Source organism: Hafnia alvei, from assembly GCF_964063325.1.
Lineage (GTDB): Bacteria > Pseudomonadota > Gammaproteobacteria > Enterobacterales > Enterobacteriaceae > Hafnia > Hafnia alvei_B.
On the sequence record NZ_OZ061315.1, the window covers coordinates 2,013,569 to 2,032,333 of the forward strand.

General features: G+C 48.4%; 22 protein-coding genes and 1 pseudogene. 21 read left to right on the plus strand and 2 right to left on the minus strand.

Features of this window, described 5'->3' with window-relative positions; genetic code table 11:
* Position 1: 1 nt before the first annotated feature.
* From AB3Y96_RS09555 to AB3Y96_RS09620, 14 genes are all read left to right on the plus strand, one after another.
* Complete coding sequence (locus tag AB3Y96_RS09555) at positions 2-874, plus strand: type II secretion system F family protein (protein WP_367299058.1); 873 nt, start codon at positions 2-4, stop codon at positions 872-874.
* Positions 874-1,713 carry a type II secretion system F family protein gene (locus AB3Y96_RS09560; protein ID WP_367299059.1) on the plus strand — a complete coding sequence of 280 codons (840 nt, stop codon included), beginning with the start codon at positions 874-876 and terminating at the stop codon, positions 1,711-1,713. The genes AB3Y96_RS09555 and AB3Y96_RS09560 overlap by 1 nt, the downstream gene beginning before the upstream one ends.
* Positions 1,700-2,437, plus strand: coding sequence for a lipopolysaccharide assembly protein LapB (locus AB3Y96_RS09565; protein ID WP_072307445.1), 738 nt, complete (start codon positions 1,700-1,702; stop codon positions 2,435-2,437). The genes AB3Y96_RS09560 and AB3Y96_RS09565 overlap by 14 nt, the downstream gene beginning before the upstream one ends.
* Positions 2,437-2,928 (plus strand): TadE/TadG family type IV pilus assembly protein, encoded by a 492-nt coding sequence (locus tag AB3Y96_RS09570; RefSeq protein WP_072307446.1) that lies wholly within the window; start codon positions 2,437-2,439, stop codon positions 2,926-2,928. The genes AB3Y96_RS09565 and AB3Y96_RS09570 overlap by 1 nt, the downstream gene beginning before the upstream one ends.
* Entirely contained in the window at positions 2,891-3,478 is a 588-nt protein-coding gene (gene tadF, locus AB3Y96_RS09575; protein WP_367299060.1) for a tight adherence pilus pseudopilin TadF, read from the plus strand. Before AB3Y96_RS09570 ends, tadF begins: the two co-directional genes overlap by 38 nt.
* Positions 3,479-3,850: a hypothetical protein gene (locus tag AB3Y96_RS09580; RefSeq protein WP_367299061.1), complete on the plus strand. Its 372-nt coding sequence runs from the start codon at positions 3,479-3,481 to the stop codon at positions 3,848-3,850. It begins immediately after the preceding gene.
* Positions 3,826-5,076 carry a pilus assembly protein TadG-related protein gene (locus AB3Y96_RS09585; protein WP_367299062.1) on the plus strand — a complete coding sequence of 417 codons (1,251 nt, stop codon included), beginning with the start codon at positions 3,826-3,828 and terminating at the stop codon, positions 5,074-5,076. Before AB3Y96_RS09580 ends, AB3Y96_RS09585 begins: the two co-directional genes overlap by 25 nt.
* 374 nt (positions 5,077-5,450) lie before the next feature.
* Positions 5,451-5,993, plus strand: a complete 543-nt coding sequence (locus AB3Y96_RS09590) for a hypothetical protein (RefSeq protein ID WP_025801741.1) — start codon at positions 5,451-5,453, stop codon at positions 5,991-5,993.
* A gap of 53 nt (positions 5,994-6,046) precedes the next feature.
* A complete protein-coding gene (locus tag AB3Y96_RS09595) occupies positions 6,047-6,562 on the plus strand; it encodes a hypothetical protein (protein WP_072307449.1) in 516 nt (171 codons plus the stop codon).
* Positions 6,563-6,578: 16 nt separating this feature from the next.
* A complete protein-coding gene (locus tag AB3Y96_RS09600) occupies positions 6,579-9,143 on the plus strand; it encodes a TcfC E-set like domain-containing protein (protein ID WP_367299063.1) in 2,565 nt (854 codons plus the stop codon).
* Complete coding sequence (locus AB3Y96_RS09605) at positions 9,130-9,843, plus strand: hypothetical protein (RefSeq protein ID WP_367299064.1); 714 nt, start codon at positions 9,130-9,132, stop codon at positions 9,841-9,843. The genes AB3Y96_RS09600 and AB3Y96_RS09605 overlap by 14 nt, the downstream gene beginning before the upstream one ends.
* A gap of 3 nt (positions 9,844-9,846) precedes the next feature.
* The gene (locus tag AB3Y96_RS09610; protein WP_367299065.1) at positions 9,847-10,740 is read left to right on the plus strand and encodes a hypothetical protein; all 894 of its coding nucleotides are present in this window, start codon (positions 9,847-9,849) and stop codon (positions 10,738-10,740) included.
* A gap of 13 nt (positions 10,741-10,753) precedes the next feature.
* Positions 10,754-11,266: a hypothetical protein gene (locus AB3Y96_RS09615; RefSeq protein WP_367299066.1), complete on the plus strand. Its 513-nt coding sequence runs from the start codon at positions 10,754-10,756 to the stop codon at positions 11,264-11,266.
* A 384-nt stretch (positions 11,267-11,650) separates the two neighbouring features.
* Positions 11,651-12,046, plus strand: coding sequence for a helix-turn-helix transcriptional regulator (locus AB3Y96_RS09620; RefSeq protein ID WP_367299067.1), 396 nt, complete (start codon positions 11,651-11,653; stop codon positions 12,044-12,046).
* A gap of 64 nt (positions 12,047-12,110) precedes the next feature.
* Here AB3Y96_RS09620 and AB3Y96_RS09625 read toward each other — a convergent pair whose 3' ends face one another.
* On the minus strand, positions 12,111-12,611 hold the full coding sequence (locus tag AB3Y96_RS09625; RefSeq protein WP_072307455.1) for a YbjP/YqhG family protein: 501 nt from the start codon (positions 12,609-12,611) through the stop codon (positions 12,111-12,113).
* Between the two features lie 94 nt (positions 12,612-12,705).
* Positions 12,706-14,040, minus strand: coding sequence for an AppA family phytase/histidine-type acid phosphatase (locus AB3Y96_RS09630; RefSeq protein WP_367299068.1), 1,335 nt, complete (start codon positions 14,038-14,040; stop codon positions 12,706-12,708).
* A gap of 399 nt (positions 14,041-14,439) precedes the next feature.
* On the opposite strand from AB3Y96_RS09630, the gene eutS reads away from it, so the two are divergent.
* The 7 genes and pseudogenes from eutS to eutN all read left to right on the plus strand — a co-directional run bounded on the left by eutS (position 14,440) and on the right by eutN (position 18,713).
* The gene (eutS, locus tag AB3Y96_RS09635; RefSeq protein ID WP_025801761.1) at positions 14,440-14,775 is read left to right on the plus strand and encodes an ethanolamine utilization microcompartment protein EutS; all 336 of its coding nucleotides are present in this window, start codon (positions 14,440-14,442) and stop codon (positions 14,773-14,775) included.
* Between the two features lie 2 nt (positions 14,776-14,777).
* Positions 14,778-15,264, plus strand: a pseudogene (gene eutP, locus AB3Y96_RS09640) (EutP/PduV family microcompartment system protein).
* Positions 15,239-15,988, plus strand: coding sequence for an ethanolamine utilization acetate kinase EutQ (eutQ, locus tag AB3Y96_RS09645; protein ID WP_367299069.1), 750 nt, complete (start codon positions 15,239-15,241; stop codon positions 15,986-15,988). The pseudogene eutP and the gene eutQ overlap by 26 nt, the downstream one beginning before the upstream one ends.
* 37 nt (positions 15,989-16,025) lie before the next feature.
* On the plus strand, positions 16,026-16,880 hold the full coding sequence (eutT, locus tag AB3Y96_RS09650) for an ethanolamine utilization cob(I)yrinic acid a,c-diamide adenosyltransferase EutT (RefSeq protein WP_072307459.1): 855 nt from the start codon (positions 16,026-16,028) through the stop codon (positions 16,878-16,880).
* Complete coding sequence (pta, locus tag AB3Y96_RS09655; protein ID WP_367299070.1) at positions 16,870-17,922, plus strand: phosphate acetyltransferase; 1,053 nt, start codon at positions 16,870-16,872, stop codon at positions 17,920-17,922. Before eutT ends, pta begins: the two co-directional genes overlap by 11 nt.
* A gap of 74 nt (positions 17,923-17,996) precedes the next feature.
* Positions 17,997-18,290, plus strand: coding sequence for an ethanolamine utilization microcompartment protein EutM (gene eutM / locus AB3Y96_RS09660; protein ID WP_005189879.1), 294 nt, complete (start codon positions 17,997-17,999; stop codon positions 18,288-18,290).
* A 135-nt stretch (positions 18,291-18,425) separates the two neighbouring features.
* Positions 18,426-18,713 carry an ethanolamine utilization microcompartment protein EutN gene (eutN, locus tag AB3Y96_RS09665; protein ID WP_025801770.1) on the plus strand — a complete coding sequence of 96 codons (288 nt, stop codon included), beginning with the start codon at positions 18,426-18,428 and terminating at the stop codon, positions 18,711-18,713.
* The last annotated feature ends 52 nt before the right edge of the window (positions 18,714-18,765 follow it).

Sequence of the window (18,765 nt, forward strand, 5' to 3'; positions counted from 1 at the left end):
AATGTCGTTTCTGATTCTATTTATTGGTTTGGTGGTTTTTGGTCTTAACTTTTATAACTGGCGAAAGCTGACCAAGATTGCTGCTAAAAGCACGTTTAATCCCAGACAGTCCCTTGTATTTAGCTATATCAAAAATACGTGGCAAGAGTGGAAACTCTATGCGCTGGGAGATTACAGCCTAAAAGGTATGAAGGGCGGAATCATTGCCTGTGGGCTGCTGCTGGTCTTGCTGTTTCTGAATGCCAATTGGCTACAGTTTGACGTTTCATTTTTTCTACCCGTGACGTTGATCGTGATGTTTATTGCCCAGCTGAGAATTGGACGCAGCCTGCATCGGCGCTATTTCGAAGATCGTTTCCCAGAAGTGCTATCGGTGGTCAATGCGGCGGTATCCGCGGGGAACAGCATCCATCAGGCATTGCATCGCTGTGGCGAAGGCATTGATGGCGACTTAGGCGCGACGTTTCATCGCATCGATCGTCGTTTGAATCTTGGAGAAGAACCCGAGCGCGTTTTTAATGACGCGTGGCAAAACTATCGCTATCGAGAGTTTTATTTCTTTGTGGTGGTGATGCTGGTGAGTTTGCAACACGGTGGGCAGCTGCGCACCTTAATTGGCCGATTATCGCGAATTGTGAATAACAGCAAAAATATGGCGCGGCGTAAGTCTGCTATGACCTCAGAGGCCAGAACGTCGGCCAAAATTGTGGCATCTATTCCACTGCTGTTTTTCTGCGGCATGAAATATTTCAGCCCGCAAAACTTTGATTTTGTGGTTCACGATCCCGTTGGTCGCCTGATCCTTTATTACGTCATTGCCAGTGAGGCGATTGGCATGATCATTATCTGGATTCTGTTAAGAAGGGCGCTCTAATGACGATGCTTTATTTAACGATGCTGCTGCTCGGTATTTTTCTGGTGCTGGTGGCTATACGCCAACAGCAGCATTGGAAGAAACAGCGAGAAATTATTGAGCCGAGAAAAGAGGGCAAACAACAGAATCAGTTTTCTACCATCGACTATCGTGCGTTGATTATTAGCAATAGTGCTTGGCTGACATTTCTCAATGAATTAGAGAAAAGCCTACCGCTCAAAGCGCGCATTTGTGGCGCTATTGGTGGCGTATTGCTGGTTCTAACGGTTATCGGTGTTTTCTCTATCAGCATGAAAGCCTTAGCCATGATCATGTTGTTTGTATTCATGATTATTTTGGTGCTACCGGCCATGATGTTGAATCCGGCGATTAATACACGAATCAAGTTAATGATGGATGCGCTTCCCTATTTCGTCGATTTGATCGCCGTATGTGTTCAAGCGGGGATGACGGTAGAAAGCTCGGTAAAGTTTATTGCCGAACGCTCTGATGATCTGGATAAAAATTTGGCCGATTTGATGTCGCATTTAGTCAGGCGCGCCGAAGTGAGCGGTTTAGAAGAGGGACTCATGGATCTTTATCGCTCAATGGATATGACTGAAATGCGTATGTTTTGTGCCACGCTACAGCAGAGTGTTCATTACGGAACGTCGCTGTATGAAAATTTGATGGAGCTATCGAAAGATATTCGCGATATGCAGCTGCTGAGCTCAGAAGAAAAAATTGGCAAGCTATCGGCCAAGATGAGCGTACCCCTTATTCTTTTTATTATGTTCCCGATTACTATTTTAATTGCCGCACCAGGTATTCTAAGGATTATGCAAAATGCACATTTCTAAAAAAATCACGATGGGACTTTTGTGTGTCGTCTTATTAAGCGGATGTGTGCAACGAGCACCAACTTCTACCAGTGATATGAATTATCAAGAGGATATTCTACTTAAGGCAAAAAACTATAATGGTTTAATTAATCTTTATCGTAGCTGGCTGAAGAAAAAAGAAGATCCGGCTGCACGTCTGAAGCTCGCACGTTATTACTACCAGTCAGGAGATTACAAATCGTCGATCTATTTTATGCAGCCGCTGTTTAAAACGCCGGACCTGAATGTTTATACCTTGCAGGCGCAGAATATGATCGCCTTAGGCGATTATCCTCAGGCCATTCGCGTCACTGAAAAAATGTTGCAGCGCGAACCTCAGAGCGCCGAAGCCTATAATCTCAAAGGGATCGCGCTGGCACAGTCAGGCAAGCTAACGGAAGGCTTAGCCGCTATTGAGAAATCACGCAGCTTATTCATTGCGGACGATGTTGCTATTAACAATATGGCGATGGTGGCCATACTGGATCACCGTTATCAGGATGCGGTGAGTTTACTGCTGCCACAGTATTTACGCGGGCGTAAGCAATCTCAACTGCTGCATAATCTGGTTTTATCTTTGGTTAAGGTTGGCGATCGTCGTTACGCCCGAGACATTATTCAAAATGAGAGTTTATCAGAGAAAGGCGATGAATTAATCGATGCGTTGGCCATGATTAATCCCGCAGAAAAAGGGTTAGGATAATGAAACGATGTAGACATTTTGTCAGAGATAATAAAGGCGTCGCCTCCATTGAGTTTTCTTTAACGGTTATATTATTTATCGCCTTGGTCCTGTTTGTCGCTGAGATTGCCAGGATGGCCTATATATCCTCAGTGATTGATTTAGCCGTTTCCGAAGCCGCCAAGGAATCGAAAAATGCTTCCGCCTCCGATAACGGGGGCTATGACAGTCGCTTTCAGGCACGCATCACACAACAAGGTGGTGCGATATGGGGATTTCTGACACGTCCTGATGCCGTTACGATGGATATTACCTATGCTGACTCAATTACCGACATGATTAATACCGGTGGCAATACAGGAAATTCTCGCTATAAGCCATTGGCTCGCTATCAGTTGGAATATAAATATACGCCAATGTTTTTCCCATTCCCCGGATTTTGGGTTAATAACTTATTAAATAGGGAGGTGATCTTTGTTCAAGAATATGAACGTTCCAAATTTATGGACTGATAAACGCGCTGCGGTTTCCGTCGAATTTGTTCTTATCTCTATTGCGCTAATATTTTTTATTTTCTTTCTCACCGATCTGGTGGTTCGTCAGGCAACGGTCGGGAAATTAGACCGCGTGTCCTATTCGGTTGCCGGTATTTTGCGTGAAAGGATCCAACTGTATGACGCCAGAGAAACGCTGAACCAGCAGGATGTTGACGCAGCCGCTGATTTGGCGAAAAAAATACTCACCGATATGAATAGCACTATCGATCTTTCTCAAATGAGTCTGCACGTTGAGGAGATGCATTTTGAAGACCCCATTCGTCTTGGTGATGATAGAAAGCAGATCAAACTGTATAAGTCGTGGGACAACGGCAGTGCGGGGCAATGTTTACCACCGCAGCCGCTCAACCAACTTCAGCAACTTACGCCGCGTGGTAGTTATGGGCGATGGGTGCCGTTGTATCAGGTGACCGTTTGTTTGCCGACGTTTAGCTGGTTTATGCGTTTAACGTCGACGGAAGAAACGCCCATGATGTCTTCATTCGCCATCGTGATGCTGCGATAGATGATGCGATACGGACTTTTATTTAGCCTGCTGCTGTTGTTTCTTCCGGTTAATGCGGCAAAAAATCAGGCGGTCATTTTTATTGATTCATCCAAGGTAAATCAGCAGGCGTTAATTGGTGAAATAAACCAAATGCTTTTTTACAGCCCAACGCTGAGAGCTAAAATCAGTATTAATGTTTTCGATATAAACCCTGACGGGCCCGAGTTTATCGGTGAGATTAAATATATCCATGACCGAACTGGGCGTGCTGTTGCGCAATATCGTCCGGGACCGTTGCCGTTTTTAATTTGCCAAACGGGGAAGAAAGTCAGCAGTCGTGGAACCTTAAATACTAAGGAGCAACTATGTTTGTGTACCAACCATTGTTAGCCAGTATCCGACGTTTTAAACAGGATCGTAGTGGGGCATTTGCGATTAGTTTTGTCATGATGTCTGGTTTTTTACTTAGCATGGCGGCTTTTGGGCTGGAAGGATCGCGCTATATTACCGAGCGTGCGCGTCTTTCCGACGCGATGGAGCAAGCCGCTCTGGCGTTAACCGCAGAAGATAACGGCGACGGCGCACAGCGAAATTATGATCTATCGAGTGACTATTTTCGTGCCTATATGCGCCATGACGTTGACGTGTTTAAACCTACCGTCATTGTGAAAAGCGGTGTTTCACCGAATAATCAAAATCTCTCCTACGTGGAATATCGCGTCAGCGGGCAGACTTTGCAGGATTCTTGGTTTTCTTCTACTTTTTTTCCTAGCTTTGACGATCGGGTCGTTATCGGTGACAACGGCGCTGCGCGTAAATTTCGTTCAAACATGGACGTAATTTTTGTGACCGACTTTTCCGGTTCGATGAATGACGGGTTTGGCGGCAGCAATAAGCTGACCGAATTAAAACGTATTGTATTAAAGCTGTCGGATGAACTGTTTTCCTACAACATTGACAATAAAGTGGGGTTCGTTCCCTTCGGCTGGGGAGGAAAAGAAGGGGCGAACTGTGATTTTCCATTTGTCAGTAACAGTCCGGTGCCTTCGAATATACTTTCCAACGGTAATTACAAAGCGCTGGAGCCCTATGTGAATATAGCGGGCAGCGTGGCGGCGATCCCTAGCCCGGTTCATGATATCCAAATTCCGCTTTCAGCCGTGAACGCCAGCACATGTCTACAGCAAAGTTCTTCGTGGAAAGTTCCCCTGACCAGTAATCCTAGCGAAATTAATCAGATTAATAATATGACAGCCTCCGGCGGCACCTTGGTGAGCTCTGGCGTGTTGCTCGGGGTCCCTTATTTAGCCTCAGGGACAGCTTCGAGAAAAGTGATGGTGATTGTCTCTGATGGTACCGATGATCCTAGCAATGTTTATATCACGCCAAATCTGATTAAAGCAGGCATGTGCGATAAGATCCGGCAGGTGCTAAGTACGGACGAATCGGTAGGGAAAATTTCATTTATCGGGATCGCCTATTCACCTACCGTTGATTGGAAAAGCTGCGTAGGTGATAAAAATTTCTATCTCCCTCAAACTATTAGCGAGTTAGAAGACGACTTACGACGCGCCGTATTTGAAGAGGTTGGGCATAATATTCTTAAAGATAATTAAATTTCATCTTAATTCATCTGTCTTACTTTTATCGCTTTAATTACTGCTGAAGCTTTGTGAGGAAAAGTGAGGTTTTTTTCAAGAATAAAACTAATCCATTCCGTAAGCTTGCTTTCGTAATATAACGACGCCGATACGAACTAAAAGGTAAATGTAAATGTGTAATAAGGAGTATTACATCGCAACGTTAAATTTGAAGTTGATCGTTTATTTAATGACGCGTAATGCCTTTTTTTAAGTATTGTCATCTGTCTATTACGCAATGAAACAGAATAGAACGGATAAATATTATTGCTGGAAGGTGAGTTATTTTCCTGCGAGGTATTGCTCTATCTGTAAAGAGGCATTTTATATAACAAGGATTTAATTTTTAAATGAAAACCAAAACTATGTTGTCTGTATTGGCCGGTCTCGTGATGTCTGCTTCTGCAATGGCTTCTACGCCTGCCAGCTATGATACCAAGTTCAACGTTAGCGCCAACGTTCCTGATAGTGCAACGATTACCGATCCAGGTGGTCGTCCTATTACTGATATGGACGTAGAGCTGACGCCAGCGGCATCAGGCTACATGGAAGCACAAACCACGGCGTTGAAACTCTGGAACAACGATGTGACTAAGCTGGAAGTCGCGCTGACCATGGATGATAGCCAATCTGTTACCGGTGATGCGTTTACCCTGTATAGCACTCAGGGCGGCACGCTCAACGATATGACCTATAAAATCAGCAGCATTACTTCTGCCGGGAGCCAGGAGTTCGCTGCATCGGGTGATTCCAAAGATTTTACTCTGAATGCAAACGGTACTCACGGCGAACTGCCAGTGATGTTTAAATTTGTCTCAGATAAAACCTATGATTCATTAGGCCAAGGTCATTACACCGGCGTTGTATACGCTAACGTCAATGCCAAGCCTTAATCCTCTTCATTAAATCAGGCCAGGGCCAGCATTATGCTGGCCCTGTTTAAAACATGATTAAAAATAACTGTGCCGCCGGAATTATTGCCGTGCTTTTGTTATGGAGTCAGGCAGCGTTTTCTGTACCCAATTCGCAGGTTGATTTGGATGTCACCGCTGAGTCGATAGCAAGAATCGCCTTATATTATGAAGATAAGCCGCTCAGTGGTAAAGAATTTGACTTTCCACTGCCTATTAACGGCATCTCGCAAAAGTTTGAAAAAACGTCGAGCTTTTTTCACCTAGTGGGGAATGTGAATAATGCTGAAATTGTCTTTTTAGAAAAGCAGTTTGTTCTCCCTCAGGTGTTTGGAGGCAATACTCACATTAATCTTGATGGTAGCTTTATTCACCAAGGGATAGAAACCGACGCTACTAAAAATCTACGCGTGCCTGTTTTAAATAATATTAGTCAGGCCACCACGGCGAACGGCGTAAAGGTCAAATTTATTTCTGAACTGTTAGCCGGAAATTATACCAAGGGTAAATACGCAAACACCTTTACATTAATTGTAATGCCTATTTTATAGATAGAGACAGAGAATAATGAATAATAAAATAACTGCCAGCATTGTTATTCTTGGTGTCGGTTTTGGCTGTGCATTTACTCCGCTGATGGCGTCTTCTATTCCGCTTCCTGCCGGCTTTGAAGACATTTTTAATGCCAAACAAAGCGGCGTGCTTGATATTATTTATGCAGACTCATCCATTGGTTCTATTGGCGTAGAGTTCGACCAAAACGATGTTTTGTTGATGTCGCCGCAGGTGATTGTCGATCAAATAACCGCCGTGGATATGCCCGCACTCAGCGTGTCCGCCGCTGAACTGCTCAAAAAGCTTTCTGTTCCGTTACGTCGGGTGAATAAGCAAGGTTTTTCACAGGATGAAATTGTCGCCACGGTCAATGAATCGGATGCGTCAGTGCATCTGATATTCCCCGCATCGTTGTTTAAAGCGGGCGATAAGGGCTATGACAAAACCTATATTCCACACCGCAGTCTTGCCGGTTTTGTGCATAGTCATAATCTGAATTACCTGTCTGATACCTATGGCGACAGCCTAAGTCTATCTTCCAACGATACCTTAAACCTCACCGGTAATAGCTATGTGAAAGGCGCATGGAGTTATTCCAAAGAGATTGATTTTAATTTGGATGAATTGGCGCTGTATCTCGAGCATGAAAATACCCGTTTTAAAGCGGGGCGTCAGCGGTTAAGCGACAATCTGGTGTCCAGTACGCCGTCCGTCACCTACAGTTTTTTTAATCCTGTCAGTTTTGATGGTATATCGCTGGGGTATATGACGGATAACTATCTTAACCCCGGCGACGGTGCCGCCTCGCCGGTGACCGTCTATTTGCCGCAGGCCGGTACGGTTGAGGTCTATCGCAACGGGCGTTTAATCGATCTGCAGCAGTTTCCCGCCGGTTTGCAGCATTTAAAGACTGAAGGGTGGCCGTCTGGCGGTTACGACGTTTTGCTGGTGTCTAAGCTGGTGAACGGCAGCCGCGAAGAGAAGCTACAGCCTTTTCTTAAACGTAATGGGTCGTTTCGCTCCGGTGATTTGGAGTATGTGGTTCAGCTCGGGCGCTATGACGATCATCAGGGGCAGTTTTCGTCGAACCGCTACGCCTGCCGCCATTGTGACAAAGATGACAATGACCCCAATCAAAACGGCAGTCCGAGCCACTTTGCCGGCGTATCTCTGGGATATACCACTAATTCCGTGATGTCTTTGGGCAGTGGATTTCTCCTTGATAACGAAGATGGTTATGCCAATGCCAGCCTAGATTTGCCCATTAATAGCTGGTTTGCCGAACGTCTTTACGCCGATGGCGTTATGGGCGCAGATGGCAGCACCGGCTATCAGGTTGGGTTGATGAAAAATCTGTATGCCCTGAGTATGAACATGAGCTACCGCGATAACCGATTTAAAGGCGATGAGCAGGATTATCACCGCTATGGTTTGGTTCCCGCCTATGATTTTGAATATCTGCAGTTCGGTGCCAATACGTTTTTACCTTGGAATATCGGCCTAGGCGTTAACTTCGGCTTAAATACCCTGTATCAAGACTACGGACGACAAAATAAAACCGAATTTGAAAGCTGGGATGTAAATTTAAATCGCGACTTTACGCTATCGGATTATCTTAATTTACGCGTCGATCTGGGTTATCACCGGGGTATTAATGAGCTGGTTAACCGTTACTCTCATAACAGCACCACGGAAGATAAAATTTTTGCTCAGTTTACTCTCGGCATGCGTGAACGCAGCTATAACCACTATCAATCGCTTTATTTACGTTCGCGGATGAGCGATGAGGGCAGCAAACAAAATATCTACAGCGCCGACTATTCACTTAATTTAGATAATCCAGAGTTCGATCGCGGTGGGAAATACACGGTTAATGCCAGCGTTAATCACGGACCAAACAGCGAAAATAATAGCGGTGCAGGCATCGTTATGGACAACGATTATGGCTATACCTCAGTCGGCGTCTCCAAATCATTTGGTAATAACAGCTATAGCCAACAATACCTTTCCCAACGTAGCGGGTTTGCTATTGGTGACGGTGAGTTCGGATACGGTAAGGTCGACAATACCGCGGCGCTGATTGTGGATGCGAGCTCGCTGCCTGAAGACCAATATTTTGAAGTGCGTAACCGCAGTAATGAACCGGTGGTGGTTGAAGGTGGCAAAAAAACCACGCTGACTATTCAGCCATACCAAAAGATTTCACCGAAGGCTGAGCAGGTTTACACCACCGATACCAACGCATTTTATAACCTTTCTACCCAATCATCTTCAACCTGGGCCATGCCGGGGCAGGTCTATCACGTCAAAGTGAACGCCACGAAAAATCAGACGGTCACCGGGCGCTTATATCTCGACGGTGTGCCATTAGCCAATGCGCGCGTGGTGGGTGGCAACGCCATGACCGATGCTGAAGGCTTATTTGTGGGTGACTTCACGTTAGATACCGATAGCCAGTTAGATAAGTTGAAGGTGAATAAAGAAGGGCAAGGCTATGTATGCCCATTAAATAGTTCGAACGTCAAAATGACTCAAGGCATTATGCAAATACGTGAGGTTAATTGTGAAACTGAGTAAATTGGCAATTCTGCCAGTGGGTATGGCTTTGCTGATGACTGCGGGATTCTCGCAGGCCATTGAAGTTTTTCCTATCGTGAAAGAAATTAAGCAAGAAACGCCGCGTGATAATTTTATTACCGTTAAATCAATGTATCGCGCGGTGGATAGCGTAGACGTTAATAAGTCAGAAAATAAAAGCTATGAATTTGTCACGCTGGAGCTATTCCATATTACTAATCCAGGCGACACCAAGGAAAATAAGGTGAAAGAGCTCGGGGCTCAAGATCCGACGCTAGTTTTTTCACCCACCAAACTGATTATTCCCTTTGGCGAAGAACGCAAAGTGAGAATTATGCCGCTGAAGCCGGTTGAGCGCGAAACCGTATATCGCCTGCGTATTCGGCCAAGTTATCCAGAGCAAGAGATGGATAAAGGTAAGGTGCGTTTTGCTATCGGCTATGACGTTTTGCTGCGTTATTTGCCCGAAGGCAAGCGGACTCAGGGGCTGGCGGTGACCTGTAGCAGTAATGAGTGGACGTTGACGGCAACGGGCAACGTGCGCAGTGAAATGCGTGATTTAGTGATCGATGGGCGTAAGGACAAAGCCATATTCAATGTTTATCCAGAGCATTCGCGCACGCTGGCGGTGCATAACAACTTGGCATTTAACATGGATGGCAAACTTTATACCTATGAAAAGTGCCAGCTTAAGGAGTAATTCATGAAATCTCCGGTGTTATTTGCCGCGTTGCTGCTACAGGCAAGCAGCGTGATGGCGGGCGCTTGGGTGATTCAGCCCCAGCCGAATGGCGCGATTCGTATGCTGCATGAGGGGATCGGCGATGCGAGTGGATCGGATACGCTCACAGTGCGTCAGCCCGCGCATAAATCGCTGACTTTACTGGTTTCTCCTGCGGGCGGAGGACGCTGTGAGGGGGGCGATCTGGTGCTCGGAACCCTGCGTTTTCCGCTGCAGCTTTTTATGCAGGAACGCCCCGTGGTATGTGGCGATCTGGTGCAATTTTCAGCTCAGCCGAACGAAACTCGGGTGGGGGTGCGGGCGGTAAACCGCAGCGTTAAAGGGGAGCGCTCATTCAGCGAGTTTGGCGCGTTTCCACGCGTGCAGGTAGGTAACATCAGCTTTAACGTTGAGGGTGATAGCGGTGGCGAAAATTACCCTATCTATCTGGATCTTACCGCATTACACACTGAAGCAGTCACCATTCAAGCCTCATTTGATAAGCCGGCACTGTCGATGGGTTTAGTGGGCGAACTCAACGACGCCACGGCTAACGCGCGCTTGAAGATAGCTAAAACATCGCAGTCCGGCGATGAGGCACTGCCTTACATCCTAACGTTCGAGTCTACGCAGCAGCGTGATAATCACTATCAGCTGCGAGCGTCGAAAGGCGCGATGTCGATCCCGTATCGAATAAGCATTGACGGAAAAGAGATAGCGCCCGGTTTTCAATATCGAGGAACCATACCCAGCGGCACGGCAACGGTGGATTGGGTGGATATCCAATTTGCACTGAGCGGTAAATCGACCCGTGGATTGGCCGCGGGAACACGGCTGATTGATACGTTGACGGCTGTTATTACGCCAAATAGTTAAAAGGAAAAGCGACATGAAATATTATTTAGCGCTGAGCCTCGCGGCAATGTCATTGACGACGGTAAGCAGTTCACAGGCTGCGATCTCGGTGAGAACCAGCATCGATGTGCAGGCTGAAATTAGCACCAGCGTGCGGGTCTATGTGGCGGGAAACGATGTCACCAATGGCTCGATTCGCCTGAAGCTCAACGATAAAAATGGCTATATGTACGGCGTTACGCCGGCATTTAACTTTGTGGGAAATGCCAGCGCAGTCTCTCTTTCATTGAATACGCCAGCAGGGAATCTGCTGGTAGGGGATAACGGCGATACCATGCAAATTAACCCCGCATGGATCCGCGTGAATGGCGGTGAGGTTTCAGCATCATATCCACTGAATAATCAGGTTGTTTATCCGACTGTTCAGGATATTCCCGATCCGTCTCAGGGCGTAAAAGTGCAGTTTACCTCGGCTAAACGCAGTGAAACGTATCCACTCGGCACCTACAGCGGAACGTATGAAGTTATTGTAACGCCATCCGTATAGTCCTATCAGGGCATTTAATGATGCTTAAATGCCCTGATAGCGGTCATCAGATATTTATTATTGAATAGTAAAAGCGATGAGACTCATGCGATAGGGGAGTTGATTGAATGTGGATGTCGCTTTTATTTTATCGGGGCTTCTTGAGTGATAAACATCTTTTTTGATGATAGGAATGAATATTATAAATTTGGGCTGCTAGGTTTATTACATGAGATTATAGAACTTCATACCGATCAAAAAATACATCTATTAGGCTCAGAGAAAAAATTAACGCGGGCTGATATTATTATTCGCGCCTATCCCGCAGGGGCAGAGACATTATGTCACCCAGAGCTGATTGAACGTAAGCAGGGGAGCTTATTGGTCGGAATTTATGAAGGGGATATGCAGACGTTAAACTCATCATTAATGCCGAATTGCTTTGATAATACGATTTTTATTCATCGAACAGAGCCGATAAAACGGCTGATGAATCGAATTCTGTTTGCATGGATGCGTGCAAAAATAAAAGTTGATGGAAGAACCGGCTGTCGGAAAGGGTGCCGTGATTGCAAGTCGGTAGAGCTTTCGCTGCAAGAGATAAAGATCATTAGCTATATTTCTCACGGGTTTACCATTGCACGCATTGCGAATATTTTGGGTTTGAGTGTGAAAACGGTGAGTGCACATAAGCGCCGCGTGATGCGAAAGTTTAATATCAGAAGCAACGTAGAATTAATCACGCTGTGCAAAGTGACGCTGCAAATAAGCAATCACTCCAAAGTGTGTTTTATTCCTTAGTGCGCAGATAATGATATAGGACTCCCGTCCCCAAATAGGGGGCGGAGGTTTGTTGCATAGAGTGTCACTCTGTGGGTATTGTTGCGGCATAGGCTTTTGCTGAAGCGATTGCTCGGTCGTCGAAAATGTATTGCTCCGTATTGCCTGAAATATTACGGACACGATAAATTTTCCATTTTCCATCTTCTAACCGGAGATAAACCTCAATTTTAATATGTTTCGTATCCTCTATTCCGAGCCAGACATCAACCACTTTCCCTCCCATAAAATCTCTAGCATGGCCAACTTTTAATAGCGGTATCCATTCTGGCGCATAATCCTGCGTGTAGGTGAAATAGTCAGATCCCGTTATCTCCTGCTCGCGAATTGCATGAATTTCCGTGAGTCGCCGTGCGGTATCGGCGGCAATGTAGTCGTGAGAAACTGATGAATCATCCTTTATCTCCGATGTGTTTTCGGCATAAGCACGAAGGTATTTTTGATAAAAATCCTCAGTACGCTTTTCAGCGCTTTGATGCACACAGCCTGAGATAAAAAAGCTAAAAAGCAGGATTAAAAGGCGCATTAGTCTTTCCTGTAAATTATGTGGGGTGGTTTATGCGAGCGATAGCCTGGTCCGCCCCACATATCTCGTTGCTGAAAGTCAGAGTAAAACTAAACTATTGACACTCCGCCAATTCATTTTGTTTCGCCAGACGGGTGAAGGTATCTAGCGGGCAATATCCCAGCGCGGTTTGATCGTCACACCCCGGTATTTTTAGCGCCATGCTGCCCGCAGGTTCATCCAGCGTGAGTGGGGTTTGATTACGCAGCTGTGCCAGCGTTTGATACATCATCTGTACGCTCACGTATTTTTTACCCGCTTTATCTGACCAACGTTCAAAAACTAAAGCGCCGCCGGGAGGCGTGTTATCCGGCTGGCCGGCGAGTGTCCACGACAGGCCGAGCATGCCTGCAATATTGGCAATGTTGGTGTCATGCCCTGCCAGAAACAGGATCTTGTTATCCGCTGATAACTCGGGCAATTCTCGCGTGCCCGTTTGTGAGTTGATTGCACTAACGATGGTTTGTAATAGCGGTGTGCCGTTATGTTTGGCGATATATGGCGTGCGTGACATCAAATCAAATTGCGCGTTATGCAGCGCCAGCAAAGCGTTCCAGTCTTGCTCGGAGTGGATTTTTCCCCACGCGGCATTCGGCATGCCCTGCGCATGTTCAAGCAGGAAAATTTCGGCCAGCGTTGACGATAAACCTACGGCCCCGTCGAGTGCCACTTTATTACCATCGTCTTTGATTGAGAGCTTGCTTGGCATGACCTGTGCGAAGTCGCAGGTTTGGTCTGCGCTATGTTGCTGGCAGTACGCTGACTTTGGAAAATTCAGCACGCGGCTCATCAGCGCCAGTGCAGGGCGATAGTGCTGGTTTAGCTGAGCTATGGGCATACCGGCCTGTTGTTCGACGGCCTGCTGTACCTGTGTTTTCTCCATGCTGCAGACGCCCGCTTTCACCGGATGAAATAGCGGATCGGCCTGCTTGATGTCTTGCTGATGATGAATACTCAGATGGCATTCAGGTGCGAGCCCCGCCAAAAACGCCTCGCCTGTTTTACGCGTGCGCTGATCGACGTCGGCCCAAACATAGACATCATTCGCGGTCGGACAGCGATCTTTAGACAGGATCCCTAACTGCTGAAATGTCTGTCGATAAAACCCGCCCATCAGGCTCACCAAATGCTCGCCTCTTGGCGTGATATACCCCAGTTTGACCGGCCATTCAGGCCAAGCATCAGGCGTAACGTCACGCATGGTTTGCGTCATTTTAGTCGGGGCGCGAACGCCATGTCGGCTGAGGATAACCACTTTCTCAAGCTGATAGCCGGAAGGCACGGTTTCGCTGGCGTAGCTCGTCGTGGTTAGGATGCTGGCGGCGATCAGTGCCAGAGGTATGCGCTTTAGCAACCGAGTGGGGCAGTGCGTAAACAGAGAAATTGTCATTTATCGCCTCTTAATTTTCGAATTGTCATGCCAGTCATTGCGGCGTGAAAAACGCGTTTACAGGGAGCCGATGCCGAGCATAGGCCGCATGCGAATCACTATACGCCAGAAGAGAAAGCGAGCGGTGCGCCAGCGCGAGTTTTACGTGTGACGGTGAGGAAATATTTAACTCTGGTTCAAACCTCTGGCTCAAAACCCTCCGGTTGTGACCCACTTCAACCTTTCTGTTTGTGTGCCGATTTTTGTTATTCCCTTTTTATTATTGCTGCGAGGATGACTTCAGATGAGTGGGCGCTGCCGTTAGGTTAACCCCCATAAAATGATACCCATCACTTTATGGGGCTGAACATAGCCGTTGTAGCTGCAGCGGGGATCGGGCTTAAAAAAACAAGGGACACAATGGAAAAGGAACGGATTATTCAAGAGTTTGTTCCCGGTAAACAGGTGACTCTGGCTCATATCATTGCGCATCCCGGTGAGGATTTAGCCAAAAAGATAGGCGTCCCCGGAGCCGAAGCGATTGGCATTATGACGCTAACGCCGGGTGAAACCGCAATGATTGCCGGCGACTTAGCAACCAAAGCGGCGAACGTGCAAATCGGTTTTCTCGACCGCTTTACCGGTGCGTTAGTGGTTTATGGCTCGGTCGGTGCGGTGGAAGAGTCACTACAACAAACGGTCACCGGGCTGGGCAATTTGCTCAACTACGCCGTGTGTTCGTTGACACGGAGCTAACGATGACGCGCGCTATTTTTGTGGGCGCGGTCGGCGCCGGGAAAACCACTTTATTTAATGCGCTACAGGGTGATTACGCGCTGGCCAGAAAAACGCAGGCCATTGAGTTTAATAACGAGGGCGATATTGATACCCCTGGTGAATATTTTAGTCACCCACGTCTCTATCACGCGTTAATCAATACGTTAGTTGAGTGCGAATTGCTGATTTATGTTCACGCCGCCAACGATCCTGAATGCCGCATTCCGGCAGGGTTACTGGATATTTATCCGCGCTTACAGCGCGTTGCCGTGATCAGCAAAGCTGATTTGCCCGATGCAGATGTGGCAGGCGTAAAACAGATGCTGGCAGAGGCCGGATTCAAGCCTCCGATGTTCGTGGTGAACAGCCACTCGAGCGACAGCCTAGACGAGTTTAAGGCATTTTTGACCGCACAATACGGTCAGGACAAAAGGGTTAAGTGATGAAAAAACTGATCACGGCGAATGACATTCGCACCGCACAGGTTCAAGGCCAAAAGAGCATCAATATCGTTTTAGCCGACTACATCGTCACGCCAGAGGCGCGGGTGGTTGCCGAGCAGCTCGGGGTTGAAATTATCGAGCAATTAACCGCGGCACCTACAGCGCTCACATCTGCGGCAAGCACCGCCACGGATGTGCCAGTCACTGTGTCGCAAGCGGGCAGCTCAGCCGCTGAACGCCAGCGTATTCGTGAACACATCTTAGCCCAACTGCCGGAAGGCAGCGTGACGGAAACATTGCTCGCGCAGCTTATCGAAAAGGTACAGCAAGAGCAGCGTGCGCAGAAGCAGCCAGCGGCTGCATCAAATAGCGCCCAGCCGAGCTTTCGTTCTGTGACAGGTAAAGGCGGGGTCAAAGTGGTGGATGGTTCTTCGGTGACTTTTGGCCGTTTTGACGGGGCGAAAGAGCATCAGGTGGGACTGACCGATCTGATCACGGCCCAAGACGGCAGCAGTATGGCGGCGGGGTTCATGCAGTGGGAAAACGGTTTTTTCCCTTGGACGCTGAATTACGACGAAGTTGACATGATTTTGGAAGGCGAACTGCACGTCCGTCACCAAGGCGAAACGCTGGTGGGTAAAGCGGGCGATGTGATGTTTATCCCGCGCGGTTCGAGCATCGAATTTGGTACTACCAGCCATGTGCGTTTTCTTTACGTCGCATGGCCCGCTAATTGGCAGGAATGCTAAGAGCCTACTGGGATAGGCCCTAAGCAGGGGGACAATTATGACAACTTTTATCACTGAAGACTGGTTACGAGCCAATCATACCCTGAGTGAGGGAAGTGAAATTCGTTTGCCGTCAGATAGCCGCATGACGCCATCGGCGCGTGAGCTGATAGAAGGGCGTCGTCTGTTGGTGAAATTTCAGGATGAGCAAGGGCGATTATTTGTCGCTGCGTCGCTAGATGAAGATAAAGCGCAGCCTGAGCTGCAGCCGGTGCATGGGCTGACCAGCCAAGATCGTGCTGCGGCGGCAAGCTGCGAGCTGTGTCATCAGGCCGTAGTGGATAAGCCCGATACGCTGACACACCTTAATGCACAGGTCATGGTTGCTAAAAACGATCCACGCTTAGCCTTTCGCGCTCGCTTGGATGCCAGTATCGCCACCGCCGTCTGGTTGCAAAGTGAACTGAGCGCGATGGATTCGGCAGCCCACTGGCTGGCTGATATTCGCTCGCTGCTGGGTAACATTATGCGCGCCGATGCCTTGGACATTCCCTTGGCGGCTCAGGAGATTGCAGGGCTAACGGCAGATGAGATCCATCGCTTATCGCATCAGCCGCTTAAATTCCTCGGGCACGATCATATCGTTCCCGACGTAAATCAAGGGCGCGACGTTGCGCTGCTGAATTTGCTGCGCGCCTCGGTGCGTGAAACGGAAATCACGGCGGCTAAGGTGTTTATCGGTGCTGATTATCATGTGCAGAAAGCCGATTTGCTGCAGGCGCTTAATCGCTTATCCAGTGCGGTGTATGTGCTGATGATCCTGTGCGTACGGCAAAACAGGCAGCAAGGTGAATGGCCGAGCGCTGAGCAGCTTAAACAATCGATCGCACGCGGAGGGGCTCATGTTAATTGATCGCTGCCGCCGCCTAGCGCAGAACCATCCACGGCGGGTGGTGTTCCCCGATGCGCTGGATAAGCGCGTGCTTGAGGCTGCGCACTATTTATTGCACCACGGTTTGGCTCAGCCCATTTTGCTGGCGAATCCCTTTGCCCTACGTCATTTCGCGCTCAGTCACCGTTTAACGCTGGACGGCCTAACGGTGATTGATCCGCAAAGCGCCGATGATTGGCACCATGAGTTTTGCCAGCGCCTAACTCAGCGTTTGGGTGAGAAAACGCCCGCCGACTGCGCAGAGAAAATGCGTCAGCCGCTGTGGTTTGCCGCCGCGATGGTGACCGGTGATAAAGCCGATTTATGCATTGCCGGTAATCTCTCATCCACGGCTGCGGTATTACGTGCGGGGCTGCGGGTTATCGGACTTCGGGCGGGAACCCAAACGCTGTCATCGCTCTTTTTAATGCTGTCACCGCAGGGGGAAACGCTGGGATTTGCCGATTGCAGCGTGGTTCCTCAGCCCACGTCGGCACAGCTGGCGGATATTGCTATCAGCAGCGCGGCGACCTATCACGCGATTACGGGCGAAGAGCCTCGCGTGGCGATGCTGTCATTTTCGACCCGCGGCAGCGCCAAGCATCCGGCGGTGGCCTCAGTGCAGCAGGCGGCGGAGCTGGTTCGTCAGCGCGTACCTGCTTTAACCGTGGATGGTGAAATTCAGTTTGATGCAGCTTTTGTGCCTGATGTTGCGCGGCAAAAAGCGCCGGATAGCGTATTAGAAGGACGTGCCAATGTGATGGTATTTCCTTCGCTTGAGGCGGGAAATATCGGCTACAAAATTGCTCAGCGTTTGGGCGGGTATCGCGCTTTAGGGCCGTTGATTCAAGGGCTTAATGCGCCTATGCATGATTTGTCTCGCGGATGTAGCGCGCGTGAAATTATTGAGCTGGTGCTGGTGGCACAAACGCAGTGCACGTCGCCAATCGCGCCAGTCACAGCGAATAAATCTGTAACGCAGCGCCAGCCAGAAATGGCGGCATCTGCAAATGAGTTGATGTAGCCCGCGTTGCTGCATCAAGTGAAAACGTGGTTATAAAACCGGTCCCAACGGGATCTCATTGAGAGGTATATATCATGGAAGCATTAGGATTGATTGAAACCAAGGGTCTGGTCGCACTGATCGAAGCATCGGATGCCATGGTCAAGGCCGCTCGCGTTAAATTGGTGGGCGTGAAGCAAATTGGCGGCGGTTTGGTTACCGCGATGGTTCGCGGTGATGTGGCGGCGTGTAAAGCGGCCACCGATGCAGGCGCGGCAGCGGCGCAGCGTATCGGCGAGCTGGTTTCTGTGCACGTTATTCCACGTCCGCATGGCGATCTGGAAGAAATTTTCCCTATCAAAATGTCTGGCGACAACCCGCTGGATTAATCGATGTTCGCGTGACGTCGTCATCTGACGTCACGCTATTTTAGCAACACATCATTTTTTGCTGCCTGCGGGCGGTGTGGGACGCTTTTACCCTGCATTTACCCAAAACGTTTTTAACAGAGCAAGGAGTTAAACGTGAAATTGGCCGTCGTGATAGGACAGATCGTATGTACCGTGCGGCATCCCGGGCTTGAGCACGACAAGCTGTTGCTGGTTGAGACCATCAACCGACAGGGTGAACCAAGCGGGGAATGCAGCGTCGCCACCGACAGCATAGGTGCAGGCAACGGTGAATGGGTGCTGGTGGTGGGAGGAAGTTCCGCCCGCCGCGCACAGCACAGCGAGGCGTCACCGGTCGATCTCAGCGTCATTGGCATCGTAGATGAAGCCGTGATGGAGAGTCAGGTGATTTTCCATAAGTAATTTCCCACAGTGAGCCGCTTAAATTCAAGCAGCTATCAATTCGGGGCGAACA